This is a genomic window from Nonomuraea sp. NPDC050790 (genome assembly GCF_044456745.1).
Taxonomy (GTDB): Bacteria; Actinomycetota; Actinomycetes; order Streptosporangiales; family Streptosporangiaceae; genus Nonomuraea.
The window spans coordinates 1,042,553-1,064,145 of the sequence record NZ_JBITGF010000003.1 but is presented as its reverse complement, the minus strand read 5'-3'; the positions used below and the strand labels follow the sequence as shown (position 1 = coordinate 1,064,145).

Below are 21,593 nucleotides of genomic sequence, written 5' to 3'. Positions count from 1 at the left end.
GCGCGAGGACCCAAGGACGCCAAGGGCGCGAGGGCGCGAGGGTGGCGGGGGCGCGAGGGTGGCGGGGTGCCAAGGGCGCGAGGGGGCGACCGGGGCGCGAGAGGTGGCCAGGCTGATGAGGCGGGCAGGTGGCCGGGGCGGCCGCTGGCCAGGGGAGGGCGGGCGGGCCGCCGGGGCAGGGATGGTCACCGGGCACGGGAGGGCGGCCAGGCGCCGGGGGTGGCTGGCCGGGAAGCTTGGTCCGTGGGAGGGGGGTGACGAAGGGTCGTTGCGGTGGGGACCACGTCCGACGTGAGAAGCGATCCCCCCGATCGGCGCGAGCCCACGTCGGCGGGTGGCGTGGGCGGGGGCTGGCCGTAACGGAAAAACGGCCAGAACCCCTAGAAACGGCAAGGACCCAGAAAAGCAGAGAGCCGCTACGAGAGCGCGTCGAAGCCGGCGCGGAGGTTGGAGACGCGCTCGGTGAGGTCGGAGAGGGGCGCGGAGAGGACCTGGTCCTGGGACTTGCGGGCCAGCTCGCGCACCCGGGCCAGTTCGTCCTCCACCGCCGCCAACCGCCGCGACAGCTCGGGCAGCACAGACCCCTGCACCGACGCCCCCGGCGGCAGCTCGGCCGACATCCGGTCGCGCAGCAGCGACGCCTGTTCGGCCAGCCGCTTGTTCATGTTGTAGAGCTCGGCGAACACCGACACCTTCGCCCGCAGCACCCACGGGTCGAACGGTTTGGTGAGGTAGTCGACCGCGCCCGCCGCATACCCGCGGAAGGCGTAGTCGGGTGCGCTGTCGACCACGGTCAGGAAGATGATCGGGATGTTCCGGGTACGCTCGCGCCGCTTGATGTGGGCGGCCGTTTCGAAGCCGTCCATGCCCGGCATCCGCACATCCAGCAGGATGAGCGCGAATTCGGTGTTTAGCAGCGCCTTGAGGGCCTCCTCGCCCGACCTGGCCCGCACGGGCACGAGGTCGAGTGAGCTGAGGATGGCCTCAAGGGCGATGAGGTTCTCCTCCCGGTCGTCGACCAGGAGGATCTTCGCTCGGTCCGGCACTCGATCACGATCCTTCTGCTGAGTCGGTCGTGCTCACCCGCCCACGGCTGAGCCAACCGCGCAGTCGTTCGAGCAGGCGGTCCACGTCGACTGGCTTGGGCACGTAGTCGGAAGCACCTGAGGCGATGCTCTTCTCACGATCGCCCCGCATGACCTTAGCGGTCAACGCGATGATCGGCAGGTCTGCGAACTGCGGCATGCGGCGGATGGCCGAGGTCGTCGCCCAGCCATCCATCTCGGGCATCATGATGTCCATCAGGACGAGGGCGACATCCTCGTTGCGCTCGAGCTGCTCGATGCCCTCGCGGCCGTTCTCGGCGTAGACGACGGTGGAGCCGTGGCGTTCCAGGACGCTGGTGAGGGCGAAGACGTTGCGGATGTCGTCGTCCACGATGAGGATCTTGGCCCCGGCCAGCGGGTCGTCGCCCTGCCACTGGGTGGTCTCGCTCTGCTCGGCCAGGTCGGGCATCTGCAGGTCCATGGGGAGCGGCGGCTCGGGCGTCATGACCGTGGGCTCCTCCACCGGCATCGCCAGCACCTGGCGCCTGGCCGCGCCGCCGTCGCCGGCCGGAAGCGGGCCGGTGTAGGAGGCGGGCAGGTAGAGGGTGAACGTGCTGCCCTTGCCGAGCTCGCTGTCCACGTGGATCTCGCCGCCCAGCAGGCGGGCGATCTCGCGGCAGATCGACAGGCCGAGGCCGGTGCCGCCGTACTTGCGGCTGGTGGTGCCGTCGGCCTGGCGGAACGCCTCGAAGATGACCTCGCGCTTGTCCGGCGCGATGCCGATGCCGGTGTCGATCACCTCGAAGGCGAGCAGGTCGTCGGCCTGGCGCAGGATCGCGTCGTCGTAGTCGATGCCGGACGGCGCGCGGACCACGCGCATCTTGACCTCGCCCTTCGGCGTGAACTTCACCGCGTTGGACAGCAGGTTGCGCAGCACCTGCTGCAGCCGCTGCTCGTCGGTGTTGATCTCCTGCGGCACGCCCTCGTCGACCTCGACGCTGAAGGCCAGCCCCTTGTCCTGGGCCAGCGGCGCGAACGCCGCGTCCACGTAGTCGACCAGCTTCGGCGTCGAGAGCGTGGCCGGGTGGATGTCCATCCGGCCCGCCTCGACCTTGGACAGGTCGAGCATGTCGTTGATCAGTTGCAGCAGCGCCGAGCCCGCGCCGTGGATCGTGCGGGCGAACTCGACCTGCTGCGAGGTCAGGTTGCCCTCGGCGTTCTCGGTGAGCAGCTTGGCGAGCACGAGCAGGCTGTTGAGCGGGGTACGCAGCTCGTGCGACATGTTCGCCAGGAACTCCGACCGGTAGCGGTTGGAGACGGCGAGCTGCTCGGCCCGCTCCTCCAGGGTCCGCCTGGCCTGCTCGATCTGGAAGTTCTGGATCTCGATCGCCCGGTTCTGCTTGGCCAGCAGCCCCGCCTTGTCCTCCAGCTCGGAGTTGGACCTGCGCAGTTCCTCCTGCTGGCGCTGGAGCTCGTCCGAGCGCTCCTGAAGCTCGCGGGTCAGGCGCTGCGACTCGGTCAGCAGGTCCTCGGTGCGGGAGTTGGCGATGATGGTGTTCATCGTGACGCCGATGGTCTCGACGAGCTGGGTGAGGAAGTCGAGGTGGACCTCGCCGAACGGCGTGAACGAGGCCAGCTCCAGCACGCCCAGCACCCGGCTCTCGAACAGGATCGGCAGCACCACGATCTGCGCCGGAGTGGAGGAGCTCAGGCCGCTGTCGATGGTGATGAACCCGGCCGGCACGTTGTCGAGGATGATGTGCCTGCCCTCGGCCGCGGCCTGGCCGACCATGCCCTCGCCGATGGCGAACTTCTGCCGGGGCCCGCGGTCGGGGCGCACGCCGTAGCCGCCGATGAGGACGAGGTCGTGCTCGCCCTCGGGGGCGCGGCCGTAGAAGGCGCCGTAGCGGGCGGAGACGAGCGGCGTCAGCTCGCTCATGATCAGCTTGGCCACCTCGAACAGGTCGCGGTGGCCCTGCATGAGCCGGGAGATGCGGGCCAGGTTGGACTTGAGCCAGTCCTGTTCCTGGTTGGCCTGGGTGGTCTCGCGGAGGTTGGCCACCATGTAGTTGACGTTGTCCTTGAGCTCGGCCAGCTCGCCCTGCGCCTCGACGGCGATGGAGCGGGTCAGGTCGCCCTGGGCCACGGCGCTGGTCACGGTGGCGATGGCGCGCACCTGCGTGGTGAGGTTGCCGGCCAGCTCGTTCACGGACTCGGTCAGGCGCTTCCAGGTGCCCTCGACGCCTTCCACCCGGGCCTGGCCGCCCAGCCTGCCCTCGGAGCCGACCTCGCGGGCGACTCGGGTCACCTCGGAGGCGAAGCTCGAAAGCTGGTCGACCATCCGGTTGATGGTGGTCTTGAGCGCGAGGATCTCGCCCTGGGCGTCCACGTCGATCTTGCGGGTCAGGTCGCCGTTGGCCACGGCGGTGGTGACCTCGGCGATGTTGCGCACCTGGTAGGTCAGGTTGTTGGCCATGAAGTTGACGTTGTCGGTGAGGTCCTTCCACACACCGGACACGCCCTGCACGCGGGCCTGGCCGCCGAGCTGGCCCTGGGTGCCGACCTCGCGGGCGACTCGGGTGACCTCGTCGGCGAAGCTGGAGAGCTGGTCGACCATGGTGTTCAGGGTGTCCTTGAGCTGCAGGATCTCGCCCTGGGCGTCGACGGTGATCTTCTTGGACAGGTTGCCCTGGGCCACCGCGGAGGAGACGGCCGCGATCTGCCGCACCTGGGAGGTGAGGTTGTTGGCCATGAAGTTCACGTTCTCGGTGAGGTCCTTCCAGACCCCGGACACGCCGCGTACCTGGGCCTGGCCGCCCAGTTGGCCCTCGGTGCCGACCTCGCGGGCGACTCGGGTCACCTCGGAGGCGAAGGACGAGAGCTGCTCGACCATCGTGTTCATGGTCGACTTCAGCTCCAGGATCTCGCCCTGGGCGTCCACGTCGATCTTGCGGGTCAGGTCGCCGTTGGCCACGGCGGTGGTGACCTGGGCGATGTTGCGTACCTGGGAGGTCAGGTTGTTGGCCATCGAGTTGACGTTGTCGGTGAGGTCCTTCCAGACGCCCGACACGCCCTTCACCTCGGCGCGCCCGCCCAGCTTGCCCTCGGTGCCGACCTCGCGGGCGACTCGGGTCACCTCGTCGGCGAAGCTGGAGAGCTGGTCGACCATGGTGTTCAGGGTGTCCTTGAGCTGCAGGATCTCGCCCTGGGCGTCGACCGTGATCTTCTTGGACAGGTTGCCCTGCGCCACCGCCGTCGCCACGGTCGCGATGCTGCGTACCTGGGAGGTCAGGTTGTCGGCCATGAAGTTCACGTTGTCCGTGAGGTCCTTCCAGACCCCGGACACGCCGCTCACCTGCGCCTGGCCGCCGAGCTGGCCCTCCGTGCCGACCTCGCGGGCGACTCGGGTCACCTCTTCGGCGAAGCCCGAGAGCTGGTCGACCATGGTGTTCACGGTGTTCTTCAGCTCGAACATCTCGCCGACCGCGTCGACGGTCACCTTGCGGCTCAGGTCGCCCTTGGCCACCGCGGTGGTCACGACCGCGATGTCGCGCACCTGCGCGGCCACGCGCGAGGACATCGTGTTCACGGCCTCGGTCAGGTCGCGCCAGCTTCCCGACATGCCGCGCAGGTTCGCGCTGCCGCCCAGCCGGCCCTCGGTGCCCGCCTCGCGGGCCACCCTGGTCACCTCGGAGTTGAACAGCGCCAGTTGCTCGACCATGCCGTTGATGGCCTTGCCCAGCCTGCGTACCTCGCCCCTGGCCGAGCGGTCGAGGTCGATGCGCCGGGACAGGTCGCCCTTGGCCACGGCGTCGATCACGTCGGCGGCGCCGCTGACCGGGCTCACCAGCGCGTCGATCAGCATGTTGACCGACTCGACGCTCTCCGCCCAGGCTCCGACGCCGGGGCCGGGCGTCAGCCGTTCGCCGAACCGGCCCTCCTTGACCACTTCCTTCCTGACGCGAACGAGCTCGTTCGCCAGATGCTCGCGCCGGTCGGCCACTTCGTTGAGCAGCAGCCGCACCTCACTGAGGATGCCCGCGGGGGCGTGCGGGACACGACGTCGGAAGTCGCCGTCGCGCCAGGAGAAGAGGGTCTCCAGAATCGGAACCAGATCCGACTCCGTGTAGGTCCTCTCCTCCGGGGTTGGCGCGATTTTGGCCGTGGTCATGGGGCCTCCTTCACTCCCGGGGTGCCGCCGGGAGTGATTCAAGTCTGTCACGATGAGTAGCTCGTAGTCCTGTCCTTGGATTTACCCCATGTCAGCGGTAATTGTGGTAGGCACGGTGGGATGACTGCATCTCCCCACGCGCTGCTCGCCGCGACGTTCGCGCCGGGTGAGTCAGCCGTGCCCGCTGCCAGGAGGTTCACCCGAGAGGTGATGACCGCCTGGGCGGTGACCGCCGTGCTGCAGGACGCGGAGCAGATCGCCGGTGAACTCGCTGCTCAGGTGGCGGACGAACCATTCGAGGTCATCTGGAAACATTTCGGCGACGCGGTGCAGGTCGAGCTACGGCAGCGTACGGCTCCCCAGGCCGACCCGAAGGGTCCTTCGGTCGAGGTGGAGGAATGGGGGATCACCTTCGCGGGCGATTCCCGTGTCCATTGGGCAAGGCTCACGCTACCTGGTTCCTCGGAGAGAGTGGCCGCCGAATGGGCGGAGGACTCCTCCAGAGGCCCCCACTGGCTGGGGTTCCTGGCCGACGCGAGCGATCTGCTCGCCGGCACGCTCGACCCGGACATGGTGCCCGCGATCATCGCCCAGATCGTGGTGCCCAGGTTGTCGAACTGGTGCGCCGTCTACACCACCGACGGCGTGGTGGGGCCGCTGCGGCTGGCGTACCTGTGGCACGCCGACGAGGCCCGCATCGACGGCCTGCGGGAGGAACTGGCCGTGATCGGCATCGACGACGCCGACACGCGCGCCACCTCCGTCGTCCACCTCGACGGCTCGCAGGTGCTCGCGGTCCCGCTGACGGCGCGTGGCCGCCAGCTCGGCATGATGTGCCTGGGCCGCGGCGACCGCTTCCCCGACGAGGTCGTGCAGTTCGCCGACGACATCGCCCGCCGCGCCGCGCTCGCGATGGACAACGCCCGCCTGTACGCCCAGCAGGCCGCCGCCAACCGCGCCCTGCAGCGCAGCCTGCTGCCGCCCAACGAGCCCGAGGTGCCCGGCCTCGACTACGGCGTCGTCTACGAGCCCGCGGGCGAGGCCAACGAGGTGGGCGGCGACTTCTACGACCTGTTCGCCGCCGAGGACTCCTGGCGCTTCGCCATCGGCGACGTCTGCGGCACCGGCCCCGAGGCGGCCGCCGTCACCGGCCTGGCCCGCCACACGCTGCGCCTGCTGGCCCGCGAGGGCTACGGCGTGGCCGCCGTCCTGGGCCGGCTCAACCAGGCCATCCTGGAGGAGGGCGAGCGGGCCCGCTTCCTCACGTTGCTCCATGGCGACATCACGCCGCTGCCGAGCGGCCTGGAGGTACGCCTGGTGTCGGCCGGCCACCCCGAGGCGCTGCGCCTGAAGCCGAGCGGCGTGGTGGAGGCGGTGACGACGCCGCAGTCGCTGCTGGGCGTCTTCCCCGAGGTGCAGTTCGAGGCCGACACGATCCACCTCGACCACGGCGACGTGCTGCTGGCGGTGACCGACGGCGTGACCGAGCGCCGCAGCGGCGGCCGGCTGCTGGACGACGGCGGCGGCCTGGCCAAGCTGCTGGCCGAGTGCGTGGGGCTGTCCGCGCGCGCGGTCGCCGAGCGCATCCGCCGCGCCGCCGAGGACTTCGCGCCCGAGCCGAGCGCCGACGACCTCGCGATCCTGGTCCTGCGCGCGCGCTGACGTTTCTTCTTTTCTTTACGGCAAAGCCAACTGGGCCCCTCCCGCCGCCGCGTCCCGGCGCCGGTCCGACGGCGCCCGGCAGCCGGACACAGCACCCGCCGTTACGCGTTTCCGGCAGCCCTTAATGGTGAGTATGTTTCCTGGCAAAATCCAACTGGAGTGCCATTTGCGCGATGCGCTCGGAAACCACCAGCGACCCGCGAACCGCGTCATAGGTGTAGATCTCATGCTCGCGCCCATGCTCGGCGAGTTTCGCCACGTACTTCTCGATCTGCCGCAGCGGGCAGCGCGTGTCGTTCTCGCCCGCGAGGATCAGCACGGGACCCTTGACCCGGTCCACGTAGGTGATGGGCGAGCTGGCCGTGTAGCGTTCCGGCTGCTCGTCGGGCGAGCCGCCGAACAGGGAGCGCTGGTAGGCGCGCAGGCTCTCCGCCTCGTCCTCGTAGCAGGTCTGGTGGCAGGCGATCGGGACCGCGGCGATGCCGGCCCGCCAGTGGTCGGGCTGGGTGCCCATGGCCAGAAGCGCCAGGAAGCCGCCCCACGCGGTGCCGGCGACCACCAGGCGCTCCGGGTCGGCGATGCCGCGGCCCACCACCCACTCGCGCACGGCCGCCACGTCGGCCAGCTCGATGTGGCCGACGTCGCCGTGCAGGGCGTCGCGCCAGGCGGTGCCGTAGCCGGTGGAGCCGCGGAAGTTGACCCGGACCACGGCGTAGCCCGAGTCCACCCACGCGGCGACCTCGGGCGAGTAGGAGTCGCGGTCCTGCGCGGTCGGGCCGCCGTGCAGCAGGAACACCGCCGGGTAGGGCGCGGCGCCGTTCTCCGGGCGGGAGATGAGCGCGTGGATGCGCCCGCCGGGGCCCTCGACGTCGATGTCCTCGACCGGGACGCTGGGCGGTGCGGGCGGGCCCGCCGGGTTCATCACGACCTGGCCGTTGCTGGAGCGCACCACGGGCGGGCGTGATCCGCTGGACCAGGAGTACTCCACGTGGCCGCCGGGGCGCGGCGCCGCCTCGTCGATCACGCCGTGGGGCGTCTCGATCGGGGTGAGGCCGCCGCCGCCCAGGTCGTAGCGGTGCAGGTAGCTGCGGGCGCGGTCCTCGCGGGTGATGAGCAGGGCGCGGGCGTCGCAATACCACTCGGCGTTGAGGTCGCCCGGGTCCTTGAGCCAGATCTCGCGCTGCTCGCCCGAGGCCGGGTCCCAGACCAGGGGTTCGAGGCGGCTGCGGCGCTCGTGCAGCGTGAGCAGGCGGCGGTCGCCCATGAGGGGCGCGAACCTGAGGCCGATCACGCCCTTGTCGGGGCCGTCGTAGAGCTCGGCCACCGTCTCGCCGCAGGGGCGGACCACTCGCAGCGCGGGGCGGCGGAAGTCGCCGTACTCGCCGTGGTTGATGGCGATGAGGGAGCCGTCGAGGGAGATGTCGGCGACCCAGCCGGCCTCGGTGTGCTCGTAGAGGAGCTTGGCGGGCTCGTCCGGCTGGACCAGGTGGATGCGGAAGGAGCCCTCGCTGGCGAGGCTGATGGCGGCGGCGCCGGTGGCCGACAGGGAGATGCCGCCCGGCTGGCCGGCCGGGATGGACGGGTCCACGGGCTCGTCCGGGCCGCCGTTGAACGGCTGCCGCATCCACCCGCCGAGCTCGTCGCCCTCGGGGTCGGCGAACCAGTAGATCCACTGGCCGGTGGGGTCGATGGCGGCGTGGGCGGTGCCCTTGGGCTGCTCGGTTACCTGGCGGGTGACTCCGGCGGTGCGGTCCCAGGCGTACAGCTCCCAGGTTCCGGTGGCGTTGCTCCTGTAGATCGAGCGGTTCGGGGCCTGGCGCGCCCACGTGGGCAACGTCATTCTCGGCGCCCGGAACCTGGCCTGCCAGCGTTCCTCCGCCTTCATCCGGCGCGTCCCCTCCCTCTGGCACCGCGCGCTTGCCGGGCGCGGTTGGCGTCCAGTATTGCGCCTGTGTCGCGGAAATACTTGAGGAATGTGGGGGAATTTCGGACTAAATACCCCATCAGTAACACGGGTCGCATATGTCCGTCAAGGAACGCGCCTTGATCGTGGTGCGGTCACGAAGATAGACAGTTCAAATGCCACGTTGGTTGACACTTTCCCCAGGTTTTTCTCAGCGAAGAGCCGGGAAATCCTGGCCCTCAGAACATCATCCTCCAGATGCCACGCGCTCGGGCCCATGCGGACGACTTCCGCGATCTCGTCCGGGCCCAGCTCAAGATCGTAGGCGAGCACGCTCTGCCGGGCCAGAGCGAAGTCCGGCAGAGCGCGCGCCACGCGCTCGCGCTTGTCCTCGTCGACCGTGAGCAGCCCGAGCTCCTCGACCAGCGGACGCAGGTGCCCGGCGGCCGGCGTGACCACGACCAGCCGCCCGCCCGCGCGCAGGACGCGGGCGAACTCCGGCCCGTTGCGCGGCGCGAACACGTCCAGCACCACGTCCGCGACCCCGCTGGCGATCGGCAGCGGCTGCCACACGTCGCCGACGAAGGCCCCGATGCGCTCGTGCGCCCGCGCGGCCCGCTTCACCGCGTGCTTGGAGACGTCGAAGGCGATCCCGACGGCCGAGGGGCCGAGCGCCCGCGCCAGGTAGTAGCCGGTTCCGGCCCCCGCGTCCACGACGACGGAGGCGTCCGAGCAGATCGTGGCCAGTTCGGCGGCGAGCGGCGCGTAGTGGCCCGCGCCCAGGAACGCCTCCCGCGAGGCGACCATCTGGGGCGTGTCGGCGGTGCCCGGCGGCTTCGAGCCGGTCAGCAGGCTCACATACCCCTGGCGGGCGACGTCGAAGGCGTGACCCGAGGCGCAGCGCACCGTGCCGGGCAGCAGTTCGAACGGGCCCCCGCAGACGGGGCAGAGCAGGTACGGGACGGCGTCGGCGAGCATCCGTCCATTGTGGACCTCAGGACGCGGCGGCCTCGAGGAGGAAGGCGGCGTTGGAGGGCGTCTCGCGGAGCTTGCCGATGAGCAGCTCGGTGCCCTTGCCGCGGTCGAGCGTGGTGAGCATGCGGCGCAGCTTCCACACGACCTGCCGCTCGCCGCCGTCGAGCAGGATCTCCTCGCGGCGCGTGCCGGAGGCCTCGAGGTCCACGGCCGGGAACAGGCGCTTCTCGGCCAGGTCCCTGGTCAGGTGGATCTCGCTGTTGCCGGTGCCCTTGAACTCCTCGTACAGGCTGTCGTCCAGCTTGGAGCCGGTGCCGACCAGGGCGGTGGCGAGGATGGTGAGCGAGCCGCCGTCGAGCACGTTGCGGGCGGCGCCGAAGAAGCGCTTGGGCGGGTAGAGGGCGGCGGCCGCCAGCCCGCCGGTCAGCACGCGCCCGGTCCCGGGCGAGAGGTTGTTGTACGCCCGCCCGAGCCGCGTCAGCGAGTCGAGCAGCACGACCACGTCCTCGCCCTGCTCCACGAGGCGCTTGGCGCGTTCGATGGCCAGTTCCGCGATCGCGGTGTGCTCGGCGTCGGGGTGGTCGAAGGTCGAGGAGAAGACCTCGCCGGAGATCGTGGCACGCATCTCGGTCACCTCCTCAGGCCGCTCGCCGACGAGCAGCACGATGAGGTGGACCTCGGGGTGGTTGGCGGTGACGGCGGCGGCCAGCGCCTGCAGGACCATGGTCTTGCCCGCCTTGGGCGGCGCCACGATGAGCCCGCGCTGCCCCTTGCCGATGGGCGCGAACAGGTCGATGACCCGCGTGGTCAGGGAGTCGGTCTCGATGGCGAGCCGTTCCGTGGGGTGGATGGGGGTGAGGTCGGCGAAGTGCGGCCGCTCGCGCCAGTCGGCGCGGCCGTTGACGCTCTCGACCGAGGTCAGCTTGCCGCCGGCGGCGACGCCGGCGACCCGGTCGCCGTGGCGCAGTTCGAGCTGGTGGGCCCGCTCGGCGGGGATGCGCAGATCGCCCAGGTGGGCGGTCTTCCCCCGGACGTCGAGCAGGCCGGTGACCTGCCGCGCGGGGGCTTGCGAGCGCTGCTTGGGAATGGTTTGCACAGACATGATGACCCTCCTTGAGGGCATGCCGACACAGGTCGGCTAAGGTGGTGAAGACGGTGGGCCGGGCCCTCAACACGGGCGGGGCCACCAGAAGGGGAGTGCAGCGGAGCCATCAGCTCGACGCTGCTCCGAAACGTATCACACGTTCCGCTCCCCAGAACGTCTAGCCCTTCGGTGCTATTCCCGGGGGGTCTTCGCTTGTTCGCCCCCCAGATGTGATGCACGACGGCGTAGAACATGTCAAGCGGGCTGCAGGGACGCTGCAATCCGCGGGAGCTTTCATAGTTGTGACAGAACGTCCTAGGGGGATCGCCATCATGACCAGCACCCAGTGCCCGAGGTGTCAGACGGAGCTCGACGAGGGCCCGATCATGTACCGCTGCTCCACGTGCTGCCGCGCCGTCTACGCCGCGGATCTGGAGAACGACTACGTCGCCAGGCACCCGGTGGCCGCTTAGCCCTAATCTGGGCGGATGCCCCACCCTTCGACCACCGTGGCAGGCGTCGAGATCACGCCTCTGTGCGACGCCGTCGGCCCCATGGGCCCGGCACTCCGCCTGCCGTTCCTTGAGACCTTCCTCGGCGCACCCGCCGACGAGGGCCTGTGGACGCTCCACTTCCACTGCTACCTGCTGCGCGGGCAGGACGGCCGGCTCACGCTCGTCGACACGGGCATCGGCGCGGCCGACTCGCCCGCCGCGGTGTGGGCGCCGGTGCCCGGCCGCCTGCTCGGCGAACTGGCCGCCGCGGGCGCCGCGCCCGAGGACGTGGACACGGTCGTCATCACCCACCTGCACAGCGACCACTGCGGCGGCTCGGTGACCGGCGGCGTGCCCGTCTTCCCCAACGCCCGCCACGTGGTCCAGCGCGCCGAGGTCGAGGCCGTCTCCGACACGATCAGGACCGCCGTACTCGACCCGCTCGGCGACGGCCTGCACGTCGTCGAGGGCGACACGCAGCTCTCCCCGGGCCTGTGGGTACGGCTCACGCCCGGCCACACCGCCGGCCACCAGATCGTCGAGACCGACGGCGTGACCATCTTCGGCGACATCCTGCACCACCCGGTGCAGCTCGCCGACCCGTCGATCCGCTACGTCTACGACGACGACTCGGACCTGGCGGCGAAGACCCGTTTGGACCAGGTTGCCCGGGTCCGCGCGCAACACAAGCTGCTCGCCACGTCGCATTTCCCCGAACCCTTCGTCCAGTTGTGACATCAAAGAGGGGACAGTTTTCGTGAGCGGGGGGAATTCCATGAAGGTGCTTGTAGGCGTCGTGCTCGGCGCCGCGCTGGTCGTGCCGATGACGGCCCAGACGGCCACGGCGGCCCAGGAGAAGCTTGTCTACTTCTCCTACGACAAGACCGGCAAGGTACGGGCGTACGAGAAGGGCGAGGGCTGGAGCACGCTGGCGGGCACGGGCGCGATGCCGCAGATGGCGGCGGCGCCCGACGGCCGCAAGGCGGCCTGGATCACCCAGGGCGGCAAGCTGGTGGTGAAAGCGGGCGGCAAGCTCACGACCGTCGCCACCAAGCTGCAGGGCGGCACGCCCTGCCTGACGCCGACCTGGTCGGCCGACTCCAAGCAGGTCGCCTACGTCCAGGGCGAGACCGTCATGGCGGTCAGGGCCGACGGCACGGGCGCGCGCAAGCTCGGCTCCTCCAAGGGCGTGTGCCACCTGGCGTGGTCGGCCGATGGCCGCTACCTGGCGGGGTACACGGGCGAGGCCAACGGCCTCTACCGGCTCGACACGAAGACCGGCAAGGCGGCCAAGATCAGGGGCGTCAAGTGGGTCACCCACGTGCAGAGCCTGTCGCCCGACGGCAGCAGGGTGGTCGTGCAGGTCCCGGCCAACCCGCAGGCGCTGGGCGACGGGACGTGGCCGTCGGCGTTCTCGCCGGTGCTGCTGGACACGACCACGGGCAAGAAGCTGTCGATCCCGGTGAAGGGCCGGCTGACCGGCGCCTTCTACCGGCCCGACGGCAGCATGGTGGTCAGGAGCGCGGGCCGGGTCGTCATCCTCGACAAGGACGGCCAGGAGGTACGCCGCCTGACCGAGCCCGCGGCCGCCAAGGACGCGGCCCTGCTCCAGGTCACCGGCTGACGAGAGGTCACCGGCCGACGAGAGTCACCGGTTGACCAGTGCCGCGTGCTCGTGAAGCAGCCCTGAGGGCAGCGCGACGAGGGCGGTCAGGCCGCCGTAAGGCGAGGGTCCGAGCCGGACCCTGATGTCGTGCCTGGCCGCCAGCCGCGCCACCACGAACAGCCCGAGCCGGTCGCTCTGCGCCAGGTCGAACTCGGGCGTCTCCTCCAGCCGCGCGTTGAGTTCGTCGATCTCGGCGCGCGGCAGGCCGAGCCCGCGGTCCTCGATCTCGATGGTCAGCCCGTGCGGCGTGGTCGTGCTGCGCAGGTCCACGCGGGTCTGCGGCGGCGAGAACAGCGTGGCGTTCTCCACCAGCTCGGCCACGAGGTGGGCGACGTCGGTGACGGCGGCGCCCGACAGCGCGAGGGCGGGCGGCTGGAGGATCTCCACCCGCTGGTACTCCTCCACCTCGGCGACGGCGGCGCGCAGCACGTCCAGGATCGGGACCGGGTTGCGCCAGCCGCGTCCCGGCGCCTGGCCGGACAGGATGATGAGGCTCTCGGCGTGCCTGCGCATGCGCGTGGTCAGGTGGTCGAGCTTGAACAGGTCGGCCAGCGCCTCCGGGTCCTCGGCGCCGCGCTCCATGCTGTCGAGCTGCAGGAGCTGGCGGTGCAGCAGCGACTGGTTGCGCCGGGCGAGGTTGACGAAGACCTGGTTGACGCCGTGGCGCAGCCTGGCCTGGCCGACGGCGGCCTCCACGGCGGTGGACTGCACGCTGTTGAACGCCTGCATGATGTCGCGCACCTCGGAGGTGTCGGCCGCGACCTCCAGCGGGATGACCTGGACCGGCTCGGGCGCCTGGGTCGTGGTGGCCTTCAGGCGCTGGACGAGGCCGCGCAGCCGTACCTCGGCCAGTTCCGCGGCGGCGGCGCGCAGGGCGGCGAGCTCGCGCACGAGGCGGCGGCGGAAGCGCAGGGACAGCGCGATGGAGGCGATGACGGCGAGCAGCCCGACGCCGCCGGCGATGCCGATCTTCAGCAGGATGGCGTTGGCGGCCGGGTTGACCCGCGCCACGATGCCCTGGACGGCGAAGATCTGGTTGCGCTCGACCGCGGCCCACAGGTTGTCGGCGTCGGTGGGCCAGGTGGCCGCGCCCGCGGGCAGGCCGTTGACGGTGGCCTGGCTGCGCAGGAGGTCCTCGAGTTCGAGGAACTCGCGGTAGGCGGGCCCCTGGGTCAGACTCTCGTACGGCAGCCGCAGCCCGGGATCGAGCTGGGCCAGCGCCTGGGTGTAGAGCAGCCGCCGGTTGGCCACCATCCCGGTGAACGCCTCGCGCTCGGCCTCGCCGACCTTGCCCGCGGCCAGCACGACCACGACCATGGCCCGTTCGCGGGCGAGCAACTCCTTGGCCTCGCCGAGCATGGTGACGGCGTGCGCCTGCCGGTAGAGCGAGGTGTCGGGGACCAGGATCATGGCGTCGTGCAGGCGGTAGGCCGCGTCCACGATCCGGTTGTAGCCGATGATCACGTCGAGGGCGCGCGGGGCGCCGCCGGAGGCGATGCGCCGGATGTCGGGCAGTTGCTCAAGGGCGGTGCTGAGGCCGCGCAACTGGGTGTCCATCTCGGGGGAGAGGTCCTGCTGCGCGGCCGCGAGCCGGTGGAAGCGCGTCAGCGTCTTGTCGGTCAGCCCGCGCTGCTTGGCGACCTGCGCGCTCTGCCGCTTGCCGGAGATGTGCTCGACGGACAGGTGGCGCTCCTGCTGGAGCTGGACGATGACCTGTTCGGCGGGGTCGGACAGGTTCGTGACCAGCTTGTTGATCTCCAGCAGGCGCAGTCCGTCGCCACCGGTCAGTCCTGCCGCGAACGCCCACAGGCCCACCAGCGAGATGAGCGGGACGAAGAGCAGGACGAGGAGCTTGAGCGCAATGGGGCGGCCACGCTGGGGGGGCATGCGACCTCCGGGTGCACGATGAGAGCGCCTCGCACGATACACCGAACACCCGGATAAAAGCCGCTATGCCGGACGATCCTCCGGACGACGCTGCGCCGGGGCGCCCGCCACGAGCTGGTCGTCGGGGTGACGTTCGCGCTGGTCGTCGGAGTGACGCTCGCGCTCCAGCTTGCGTTCGAGCTCCCGCTTCTCCTCCTCCAGCCGGGCGGCCTCGGAGCGGTTGTGCCGCAGCGCCCTGCGACGCATGGCCGCGCGGCGCGAGCCGGAGTTGACCATCGCGATGCCCAGCAGCAGGACCGCCGCGACGACGGCGCCCGCGACGAACATCTCCAGATGGTTCGGCGCGAAGCCGTAGCCGAAGACGGTGAAGGAGGCGTCGGTGGCCGTCGCGCTCGGCTCCATAGACGCGACCACGATCGCACCGGTGGCGATCAGGACTAGGACAAGACCCAAAACGATCATCTGAACTCACCTCGACCGTCGAACTGCCCGTCCAGGGCGGGGATATGCGGGCCCTTCGCCGTGTCGGGGCGGGAAAGGAGGCTTCCGGCTGGTCAGGGCGTCAGGATGGTCATATGAGACCCGGACCAGGACAGGTGTTGCACTTCTCGGAAGATCCGACGATCAAGCGGTTCGAGCCGCATGTCGCGAAGACCTCGACGCAGCGGGAGCCGTACGTCTGGGCGGTGGGCCCGGAGCGCTGCCCCGACTACTGGTTCCCGCGCGCCTGCCCGCGGGCGATGGCGTGGAAGGGCCCGCGCACGACCGAGCGCGACGCCGAGCGGATCATCGGCGCCGGCGGCGGCGAGCGGGTGCACGCCATCGAGTACGCCTGGCTCAAGGCGATCATGGAGGTCCGGCTGTTCGCCTACCGGCTGCCCGCGGGCCCCTTCGCGCCCATCGGCGACCCGCCGCACGCGGTCGTGGCCAGGGTCGCCGTGGAGCCGCTCGGGCCGCCCGAGCCGGTCACCGATCTCTTCGACCTGCACGAGGAGGCCGGCATCCAGTTGCGCGTGCTGGACAACCTCTGGCCGTTCTGGAACGAGGTCACCGCCAGCACGCTGGAGTTCAGCGGGATACGGCTGCGGAACGCTCGTCGATGAGCGCCTGGAGCTTGGCGGCGGTCATCGAGCCGGGCGGCAGCTTCTCGCGGGCCGCCCGGTTGGCCTCGCGCTGCAGCACCTCGTTGACCGGCGCCGGCCGGCCGAGCTCGCGCGCCAGCAGCACGATCTCGCCGTTGAGGTAGTCGGCCTCGATGGTGCCCGCGCCTCTGGCCAGGCTCTGCCACGACGAGCCGCCGCCTCTGGCGACGCCGTCGATCGGGGCGAGGTCCACGAGGTGGCCGCGCAGGCGCCGTTCGTCGTCCTGGGTGGTGAAGGCGATCCCGGCCGCGTCGAGCAGGCCCATCGCCTCGGTCCTCGCCTGCTGGTGGATGTCGCCGTAGCCGCCGGGCTCGCACAGGGCCTCGGCCGCGTTGCCGAGGTTGCCGAGCAGCTTGCCGTGCTTCCACCGCATGACATCCGGTACGGCCCGCGCCACGAACCCGCTCTTGGCCAGATCCGCGCTCACCTGCGTGGCCAGGTCGTCCACACCCTGTGGATAACGGCCGACGTGGAGCATGCCGGGGTGCGGCGTGCCGTACGAGATGACCACGCCGGGCTCCAGGTGCAGGGCGGGCAGCCAGACGCACATGCCGTAGACACGCTCGAAGCGCCGCAACGCGACCGGTTCGTTGGCGACGCCGTTCTGGGCCAGCACGACCGGCAGGTCGCGCGACCACGGGTCCAGGGCGGCGACGGTGTCCTGCGACTTGGTGGCCAGGACGATCACGTCGTCGTCGCCCGTGGGGACGGGACCGTCGGACACCGGGATGCCCAGCGTCTCGGAGCCGGACGGGGAGATCAGTTTCATGCCGCTCGCGCGGAGGGACTCGTAGTGGGCGCCGCGGGCGATCAGCAGCACGTCGTGGCCGCCCTGGAAGAGCTTGGCCCCGATGGTGCCGCCAACGGCGCCGGCGCCGATCACGATATAGCGCATGATCCGAGGCTACTAGGCGCCGGAGTGGCGACCATGCCCCGGTTGCGCTCGCGCAGGATCGTCTTCAGCACGCGCCAGCCGTCGCGCACGGCGTGCAGGTTGCTCTCGCCGTGGATGCGGCAGTGCTCGTGGCTCGGGACCTCCTGGATGAGCAGACCGGCCTGGGCGGCCCGCACGTTCATCAGCGTCTCGATCTCGAAGCCGTCGCAGTCGAGCGCCATCGCGTCGAGGTGCCGGGCCCAGAACGCGTTGTAGCCGTAGCAGAGGTCGGTGTAGCGCGTTCCGTAGAGCATGTTGGTCAGGCCGGTCAGCACCCGGTTGCCGAACGAGCGCAGCACGCTGATGTCGCTGGAGCCGCCGCCGGGCACGTAGCGCGAGCCCTTGGCGAAGTCGGCGCCCTCGATCAGGGCCTCGACGAACCGGCCGATCTCGCGGCCGTCGGTCGAGCCGTCCGCGTCGATCATGACGATGATGTCGCCCTTGGCGGCGGCGAAGCCGGCGATGAGGGCGTTGCCCTTGCCCCTGCCGGTCTGCGTGACCACGTGCAGGTCGGGGCGGAGCGTGCGGGCGACCGCGACGGTGTCGTCGGTCGAGTTGCCGTCCACCAGGATGACCTCGTCGATCCAGGAGGGCAGCGTCGCGAAGACGTGAGGCAGGTTCTCGGCTTCGTTCATTGCCGGGACCACGACGGTGACACTGGCGGAGTGCTTCATGGGGACAAGGTCTCCCCGCGTGCCTGCAGGCGGCTTGACATTGCCTTGCACGGCTAATGGATCTATATCCTTAGATCATGATTTCTGTCCAGAAAACCATAGAAGCCCACCTCGCGGCCATCGCCGACCGTGACCTGGAGGCGTACGCGGAGACCCTGCACGACGACGTGATCGTGGTCCTCCCGAACGGCAAGACACTCGAAGGCCGCGAGGCGGTCCTGGACTTCCATCGCGAGTGGTTTTCCGAACTTGACTGGACGCAGAAAATGTGCCGGATTTGGGAAAAGGAGACCGAGGGCACGCTGGTCTCGGTCTACGAGGCCGACTACCACGAGGGCGACTACCACGCGCGCAACCTCGTCAGCCTCGTCTTCACCCGCGTCGGCGACGCGTGGCTGCTGCTGCACGACCAGAACACCCGGCTGTAATCTCCGCCTATGACGATGACCGTCGAGCGGAACGGCATCAACGCGGTGCCGGAGCACGAGCGCCGCGGCAGGCCCTTCGACCTGGTCTGGCCGTGGGCGGCCGCCAACCTGTCCCTGTTCGGCATCGCCTTCGGCGTCTACATCGTGGGACTCGGGCTCGGCGTCGTACCCGCGATCGCCGCCGGAGCGCTCGGCTACCTGCTCTCGTTCGGGCTGGTCGGCCTGGTGGCCGTCGGCGGAGCCCGGTCCGGCGTGCCGACGATGACGCTCGGCCGCGCCCCGTTCGGCGTCCAGGGCAACAAACTGCCCGCGCTGCTGTCCTACATCTCCAACGTCGGCTGGGAGACCGTGCTGGTCACGCTCTCCGCGCAGGGCGGCGCCGCCATCCTGACCAGGCTCGCGCCCGGCCTGGGCCAGACCACCGCGCTGGCGATCTGCTTCGTGGTCGCCGCCCTGGTCACGATCGCCGTCGGCGTGTACGGCCACGCCATGATCATGACCGTCCAGCGGTACCTGACCTATGCCTTCGTCGTCCTGACGGTCGTCTACATGGCGCTCATGCTGCCCAAGCTCGGCCTCTCCCTGCCCACGACGGGCGGGCCCGGCGCCTGGGCGGGCGGCGTGATCTTCGCGATGACGCTGCTGGGCCTCGGCTGGGTCAACTGCGGCGCCGACTACTCGCGCTACCTGCCCGCACGCTCCAAGGGCTCGGCGATCACGCTCTGGACCACGCTGGGCGGCGCGCTGCCGCCGATGGTCCTGCTGGTGTTCGGCGTGCTGCTGGCGGGCGGCGACCCCAAGCTGGCCGAGGCGGCCGCCGCCGACCCCGTGGGCGCGCTGGCCGCGGCGCTGCCGACGTGGTTCCTGCTGCCGTACCTGCTGGCCGCGATCGGGGGCTTCCTGGCCGGGGCGATCATGGACATCTACTCGTCCGGACTGTCCATGCTGGCGCTGGGCGTACCGGTGAAGCGGCATTTGGCCGTGCTGTTCGACGGCGTGCTGATGGTCCTCGGCGGCTACTACCTGCTGTTCGTCTCCGGCAACTTCCTGGCCACCTTCCAGGCGTTCCTGTCGATCATCGGGGTGGTCATGGCCGCCTGGGTCGCGGTCTTCCTCGTCGACATGTGGCGCCGCGGCAGCCGCTACGACGAGGCGCTGCTGCGGACGGGCGGGCCCGCCTTCAACTGGCCCGGCCTGATCGCGCTGGTGGCCGCGTCGGTCACCGGCCTCGGCCTGATCACCTCCGCCGACCCCAACATCGCGAACCTCGTCGGCTTCCTCATGAGCGAGGAGATGCGGGCGGGCACGTTCGGCGCGGCCAACGTGGGCGTCGTCGTGGCGCTCGTGCTCGGCGGCCTGCTGTACTTCCTGATCACCCTCGGATGGCGGCCCCCTGCTGCCAGAATGGGACGATGATCGCAGACTGGGTCGCCACGTTCGCAGACGATGTCATCGCCGAGGCGGATCGTCGCGCACCGGGCAAACCGATCGTCTGCGCCTCCGGCCTGAGCCCGTCCGGCCCGATCCACCTGGGCAACCTGCGCGAGGTCATGACCCCGCACCTGGTCGCCGACGAGATCAGGCGCCGCGGGCGGGCCTGCGTGCACCTGCTGTCCTGGGACGACTACGACCGCTTCCGCCGCGTGCCCGCCGGCATCGACCCGTCCTGGGCCGAGCACGTCGGCAAGCCGCTGACCAGCGTGCCCGCGCCGCCCGGCAGCGAGCACGCGAACTGGGCCGAGCACTTCAAGGCGCCGCTGACCGCCGCGCTGGCCGAACTCGGCGTCGAGGTCGAGGCCATCAGCCAGACCGAGCGCTACACCGCGGGCGCCTACCGCGAGCAGATCCTGCGCGCCATGGAACACCGGGTCAAGATCGACGCGATCCTCGGCCAGTACCGGACCAAGCCCGTCGAGCGCTACTCGCCGTACAAGCCCTACTGTGCGCTGTGCGAGCGCGACCTGACCACCGTGACGGCCTACGACGACGAGAGCACGGAGCTGGCCTACACGTGCGCGTGCGGCTTCGGCGAGAGCGTACGGCTGGCCGAGCACGACCGGGGCAAGCTCGTGTGGAAGGTCGACTGGCCGATGCGGTGGGCGTACGAGGGAGTGGTGTTCGAGCCCTCGGGCGTCGACCACCACTCGCCCGGCTCGGCGTGGATCGTCGGCGAGCAGATCGTCGGCGAGGTCTTCGCCGGAAAGCAGCCCATCGGCCCCATGTACGCCTTCGTCGGCATCACCGGCATGGCCAAGATGAGCAGTTCCAAGGGCGGCGTGCCCACCCCCACCGACGCCCTGGAGATCATGGAGGCTCCGGTCCTGCGCTGGCTGTACGCCCGCCGCAAGCCCGAGCAGTCCTTCAAGATCGCTTTCGACCAGGAGATCCAGCGCCTCTACGACGAGTGGGACGCGCTCGGCCGCAAGATCGCGGGCGGGGGCGGCCTGCCCGCCGAGAAGGCCGCCCACACCCGGGCCACCACCACGGCCGCCGCCGCGCTGCCCGCCACGCCCCACCCGCTCGCCTACCGCACACTGGCCTCCGTCGCCGACATCACCACCGGCGACGAGGTCCAGACCCTGCGCATCCTGGGCGACGTCGACGGCGTCGCCACCCTGGACGAGGTACGGCCCCGCCTCGACCGCGCCCAGCGCTGGGTGGACACGCAGGTCCCCGCCGAGCAGCGCACCCGCGTACGCGACGAACCCGACGCCGAGCGCCTGGCCGCGCTCGACGACGACAGCGCCGCGTCGGTGCGCCTCCTGCTCGACGGCCTCGACGAGCACTGGTCGGTCGAGGGCCTCACCACGCTGGTGTACGGCGTGCCGAAGCTGGTCGCCGGGCTCCCGGTGGACGCCAAGCCGACTCCCGAGCTGAAGCAGGCGCAGCGGGCCTTCTTCGCGCTGCTGTACCACCTGCTGACCGGGCGCGACACCGGGCCCAGGCTGCCGACCCTCCTGCTGGCGGTGGGGGCCGGCCGGGTGCGTACGCTGCTGTCCCCATGAGAGGCGTCATTCTGCTCACGGGCATCTCCGCGTCGGGCAAGTCCACGGTCGCCCAGGCGCTGGCCGAACGGCTGCCCAGGTCGGCGCACGTGCGCGGCGACGTCTTCCGCAGGATGGTGGTCGGCGGGCGGGCCGAGATGTCGGCGCGGCCGTCCGACGAGGCGCTCCGCCAGCTCCGGCTGCGCCACGCGATCGCCGCCCAGGTCGCCGACCGCTACTACGAGGCCGGGTTCACGCCGATCCTTCAGGACGTGGTGCTGGGGGCGGAGCTGGAGAACCTCGCCAAGCTGATCCGCAGCCGGCCGCTGCACGTCGTGGTGCTCGCGCCGTCTCCCGCGTCGGTGGAGCGGCGGGAGCGTGAGCGGGCCAAGACGGGCTACGGGGACTGGACGGTGGCGGGGCTCGACCACGTGCTGAGGACGCAGACGCCGAGGATCGGGCACTGGATCGACTCCAGCGACCTGACCGTGGAGGAGACGGTGGAGGAGATCCTGGCAACACTGGGTTAGTGACACTCCCGGG

At 70.6% G+C, this 21,593-nt stretch carries 18 protein-coding genes; 9 read left to right on the top strand and 9 right to left on the bottom strand.

Features of this window, described 5'->3' with window-relative positions:
• Nucleotides 1-416: 416 nt before the first annotated feature.
• Nucleotides 417-1,046, bottom strand: a complete 630-nt coding sequence (locus tag ACIBEJ_RS20125; protein ID WP_397184244.1) for a two-component system response regulator — start codon at nt 1,044-1,046, stop codon at nt 417-419.
• Nucleotides 1,047-1,050: 4 nt separating this feature from the next.
• Nucleotides 1,051-5,217, bottom strand: a complete 4,167-nt coding sequence (locus ACIBEJ_RS20120) for a HAMP domain-containing protein (RefSeq protein ID WP_397184243.1) — start codon at nt 5,215-5,217, stop codon at nt 1,051-1,053.
• 120 nt (nt 5,218-5,337) lie between these two features.
• On the opposite strand from ACIBEJ_RS20120, the gene ACIBEJ_RS20115 reads away from it, so the two are divergent.
• Entirely contained in the window at nt 5,338-6,879 is a 1,542-nt protein-coding gene (locus tag ACIBEJ_RS20115; RefSeq protein ID WP_397184242.1) for a PP2C family protein-serine/threonine phosphatase, read from the top strand.
• Nucleotides 6,880-7,000: 121 nt separating this feature from the next.
• Here ACIBEJ_RS20115 and ACIBEJ_RS20110 read toward each other — a convergent pair whose 3' ends face one another.
• The 3 genes from ACIBEJ_RS20110 to rho form a co-directional block, all read right to left on the bottom strand.
• Nucleotides 7,001-8,764 carry a prolyl oligopeptidase family serine peptidase gene (locus ACIBEJ_RS20110; RefSeq protein ID WP_397184241.1) on the bottom strand — a complete coding sequence of 588 codons (1,764 nt, stop codon included), beginning with the start codon at nt 8,762-8,764 and terminating at the stop codon, nt 7,001-7,003.
• 144 nt (nt 8,765-8,908) lie between these two features.
• Entirely contained in the window at nt 8,909-9,760 is an 852-nt protein-coding gene (locus ACIBEJ_RS20105; RefSeq protein WP_397184240.1) for a putative RNA methyltransferase, read from the bottom strand.
• Between the two features lie 16 nt (nt 9,761-9,776).
• Nucleotides 9,777-10,859 carry a transcription termination factor Rho gene (gene rho / locus ACIBEJ_RS20100; RefSeq protein ID WP_397184239.1) on the bottom strand — a complete coding sequence of 361 codons (1,083 nt, stop codon included), beginning with the start codon at nt 10,857-10,859 and terminating at the stop codon, nt 9,777-9,779.
• A 314-nt stretch (nt 10,860-11,173) separates the two neighbouring features.
• On the opposite strand from rho, the gene ACIBEJ_RS20095 reads away from it, so the two are divergent.
• Genes ACIBEJ_RS20095 through ACIBEJ_RS20085 form a run of 3 tightly spaced genes read left to right on the top strand, consistent with a single transcriptional unit; the run spans nt 11,174 to nt 12,959 of the window.
• Nucleotides 11,174-11,314, top strand: coding sequence for a hypothetical protein (locus ACIBEJ_RS20095; RefSeq protein WP_397184238.1), 141 nt, complete (start codon nt 11,174-11,176; stop codon nt 11,312-11,314).
• A gap of 15 nt (nt 11,315-11,329) precedes the next feature.
• On the top strand, nt 11,330-12,070 hold the full coding sequence (locus ACIBEJ_RS20090; protein WP_397184237.1) for an MBL fold metallo-hydrolase: 741 nt from the start codon (nt 11,330-11,332) through the stop codon (nt 12,068-12,070).
• Nucleotides 12,071-12,110: 40 nt separating this feature from the next.
• Nucleotides 12,111-12,959, top strand: a complete 849-nt coding sequence (locus ACIBEJ_RS20085; protein ID WP_397184235.1) for a TolB family protein — start codon at nt 12,111-12,113, stop codon at nt 12,957-12,959.
• Between the two features lie 24 nt (nt 12,960-12,983).
• On the opposite strand, the gene ACIBEJ_RS20080 is transcribed toward ACIBEJ_RS20085, so the two are convergent.
• Complete coding sequence (locus tag ACIBEJ_RS20080) at nt 12,984-14,888, bottom strand: nitrate- and nitrite sensing domain-containing protein (RefSeq protein ID WP_397184234.1); 1,905 nt, start codon at nt 14,886-14,888, stop codon at nt 12,984-12,986.
• A 63-nt stretch (nt 14,889-14,951) separates the two neighbouring features.
• Complete coding sequence (locus tag ACIBEJ_RS20075) at nt 14,952-15,350, bottom strand: hypothetical protein (RefSeq protein WP_397184233.1); 399 nt, start codon at nt 15,348-15,350, stop codon at nt 14,952-14,954.
• A gap of 113 nt (nt 15,351-15,463) precedes the next feature.
• On the opposite strand from ACIBEJ_RS20075, the gene ACIBEJ_RS20070 reads away from it, so the two are divergent.
• Nucleotides 15,464-15,991: a DUF6886 family protein gene (locus ACIBEJ_RS20070; protein ID WP_397184232.1), complete on the top strand. Its 528-nt coding sequence runs from the start codon at nt 15,464-15,466 to the stop codon at nt 15,989-15,991.
• Here ACIBEJ_RS20070 and ACIBEJ_RS20065 read toward each other — a convergent pair.
• Nucleotides 15,957-16,925 carry a ketopantoate reductase family protein gene (locus tag ACIBEJ_RS20065; RefSeq protein WP_397184231.1) on the bottom strand — a complete coding sequence of 323 codons (969 nt, stop codon included), beginning with the start codon at nt 16,923-16,925 and terminating at the stop codon, nt 15,957-15,959. The two genes, ACIBEJ_RS20070 and ACIBEJ_RS20065, sit on opposite strands and share 35 nt — an antisense overlap.
• Nucleotides 16,910-17,638, bottom strand: coding sequence for a glycosyltransferase family 2 protein (locus ACIBEJ_RS20060; protein ID WP_397184230.1), 729 nt, complete (start codon nt 17,636-17,638; stop codon nt 16,910-16,912). The genes ACIBEJ_RS20065 and ACIBEJ_RS20060 overlap by 16 nt, the downstream gene beginning before the upstream one ends.
• Before the next feature lie 77 nt (nt 17,639-17,715).
• Here ACIBEJ_RS20060 and ACIBEJ_RS20055 point away from each other — a divergent pair, with 77 nt between their 5' ends.
• From ACIBEJ_RS20055 to ACIBEJ_RS20040, 4 genes are read left to right on the top strand one after another with little or no spacing between them, the layout of a single operon-like run.
• A complete protein-coding gene (locus ACIBEJ_RS20055; protein ID WP_397184229.1) occupies nt 17,716-18,066 on the top strand; it encodes a YybH family protein in 351 nt (116 codons plus the stop codon).
• 9 nt (nt 18,067-18,075) lie between these two features.
• Entirely contained in the window at nt 18,076-19,482 is a 1,407-nt protein-coding gene (locus ACIBEJ_RS20050; RefSeq protein WP_397184228.1) for a purine-cytosine permease family protein, read from the top strand.
• Nucleotides 19,479-21,071, top strand: a complete 1,593-nt coding sequence (gene lysS, locus ACIBEJ_RS20045; protein ID WP_397184227.1) for a lysine--tRNA ligase — start codon at nt 19,479-19,481, stop codon at nt 21,069-21,071. Before ACIBEJ_RS20050 ends, lysS begins: the two co-directional genes overlap by 4 nt.
• A complete protein-coding gene (locus ACIBEJ_RS20040; RefSeq protein ID WP_397184226.1) occupies nt 21,068-21,580 on the top strand; it encodes an AAA family ATPase in 513 nt (170 codons plus the stop codon). Before lysS ends, ACIBEJ_RS20040 begins: the two co-directional genes overlap by 4 nt.
• The last annotated feature ends 13 nt before the right edge of the window (nt 21,581-21,593 follow it).

What these genes read in the sequence shown, in the direction of transcription:
- ACIBEJ_RS20120 (WP_397184243.1), bottom strand. Translation starts at nt 5,217, where the DNA reads ATGACCACGGCCAAAATCGCGCCAACCCCGGAGGAGAGGACCTACACG.
- ACIBEJ_RS20115 (WP_397184242.1), top strand. Translation starts at nt 5,338, where the DNA reads ATGACTGCATCTCCCCACGCGCTGCTCGCCGCGACGTTCGCGCCGGGT.
- ACIBEJ_RS20110 (WP_397184241.1), bottom strand. Translation starts at nt 8,764, where the DNA reads ATGAAGGCGGAGGAACGCTGGCAGGCCAGGTTCCGGGCGCCGAGAATG.
- ACIBEJ_RS20105 (WP_397184240.1), bottom strand. Translation starts at nt 9,760, where the DNA reads ATGCTCGCCGACGCCGTCCCGTACCTGCTCTGCCCCGTCTGCGGGGGC.
- rho (WP_397184239.1), bottom strand. Translation starts at nt 10,859, where the DNA reads ATGTCTGTGCAAACCATTCCCAAGCAGCGCTCGCAAGCCCCCGCGCGG.
- ACIBEJ_RS20095 (WP_397184238.1), top strand. Translation starts at nt 11,174, where the DNA reads ATGACCAGCACCCAGTGCCCGAGGTGTCAGACGGAGCTCGACGAGGGC.
- ACIBEJ_RS20090 (WP_397184237.1), top strand. Translation starts at nt 11,330, where the DNA reads ATGCCCCACCCTTCGACCACCGTGGCAGGCGTCGAGATCACGCCTCTG.
- ACIBEJ_RS20085 (WP_397184235.1), top strand. Translation starts at nt 12,111, where the DNA reads ATGAAGGTGCTTGTAGGCGTCGTGCTCGGCGCCGCGCTGGTCGTGCCG.
- ACIBEJ_RS20080 (WP_397184234.1), bottom strand. Translation starts at nt 14,888, where the DNA reads ATGCCCCCCCAGCGTGGCCGCCCCATTGCGCTCAAGCTCCTCGTCCTG.
- ACIBEJ_RS20075 (WP_397184233.1), bottom strand. Translation starts at nt 15,350, where the DNA reads ATGATCGTTTTGGGTCTTGTCCTAGTCCTGATCGCCACCGGTGCGATC.
- ACIBEJ_RS20070 (WP_397184232.1), top strand. Translation starts at nt 15,464, where the DNA reads ATGAGACCCGGACCAGGACAGGTGTTGCACTTCTCGGAAGATCCGACG.
- ACIBEJ_RS20065 (WP_397184231.1), bottom strand. Translation starts at nt 16,925, where the DNA reads ATGCGCTATATCGTGATCGGCGCCGGCGCCGTTGGCGGCACCATCGGG.
- ACIBEJ_RS20060 (WP_397184230.1), bottom strand. Translation starts at nt 17,638, where the DNA reads ATGAAGCACTCCGCCAGTGTCACCGTCGTGGTCCCGGCAATGAACGAA.
- ACIBEJ_RS20055 (WP_397184229.1), top strand. Translation starts at nt 17,716, where the DNA reads ATGATTTCTGTCCAGAAAACCATAGAAGCCCACCTCGCGGCCATCGCC.
- ACIBEJ_RS20050 (WP_397184228.1), top strand. Translation starts at nt 18,076, where the DNA reads ATGACGATGACCGTCGAGCGGAACGGCATCAACGCGGTGCCGGAGCAC.
- lysS (WP_397184227.1), top strand. Translation starts at nt 19,479, where the DNA reads ATGATCGCAGACTGGGTCGCCACGTTCGCAGACGATGTCATCGCCGAG.
- ACIBEJ_RS20040 (WP_397184226.1), top strand. Translation starts at nt 21,068, where the DNA reads ATGAGAGGCGTCATTCTGCTCACGGGCATCTCCGCGTCGGGCAAGTCC.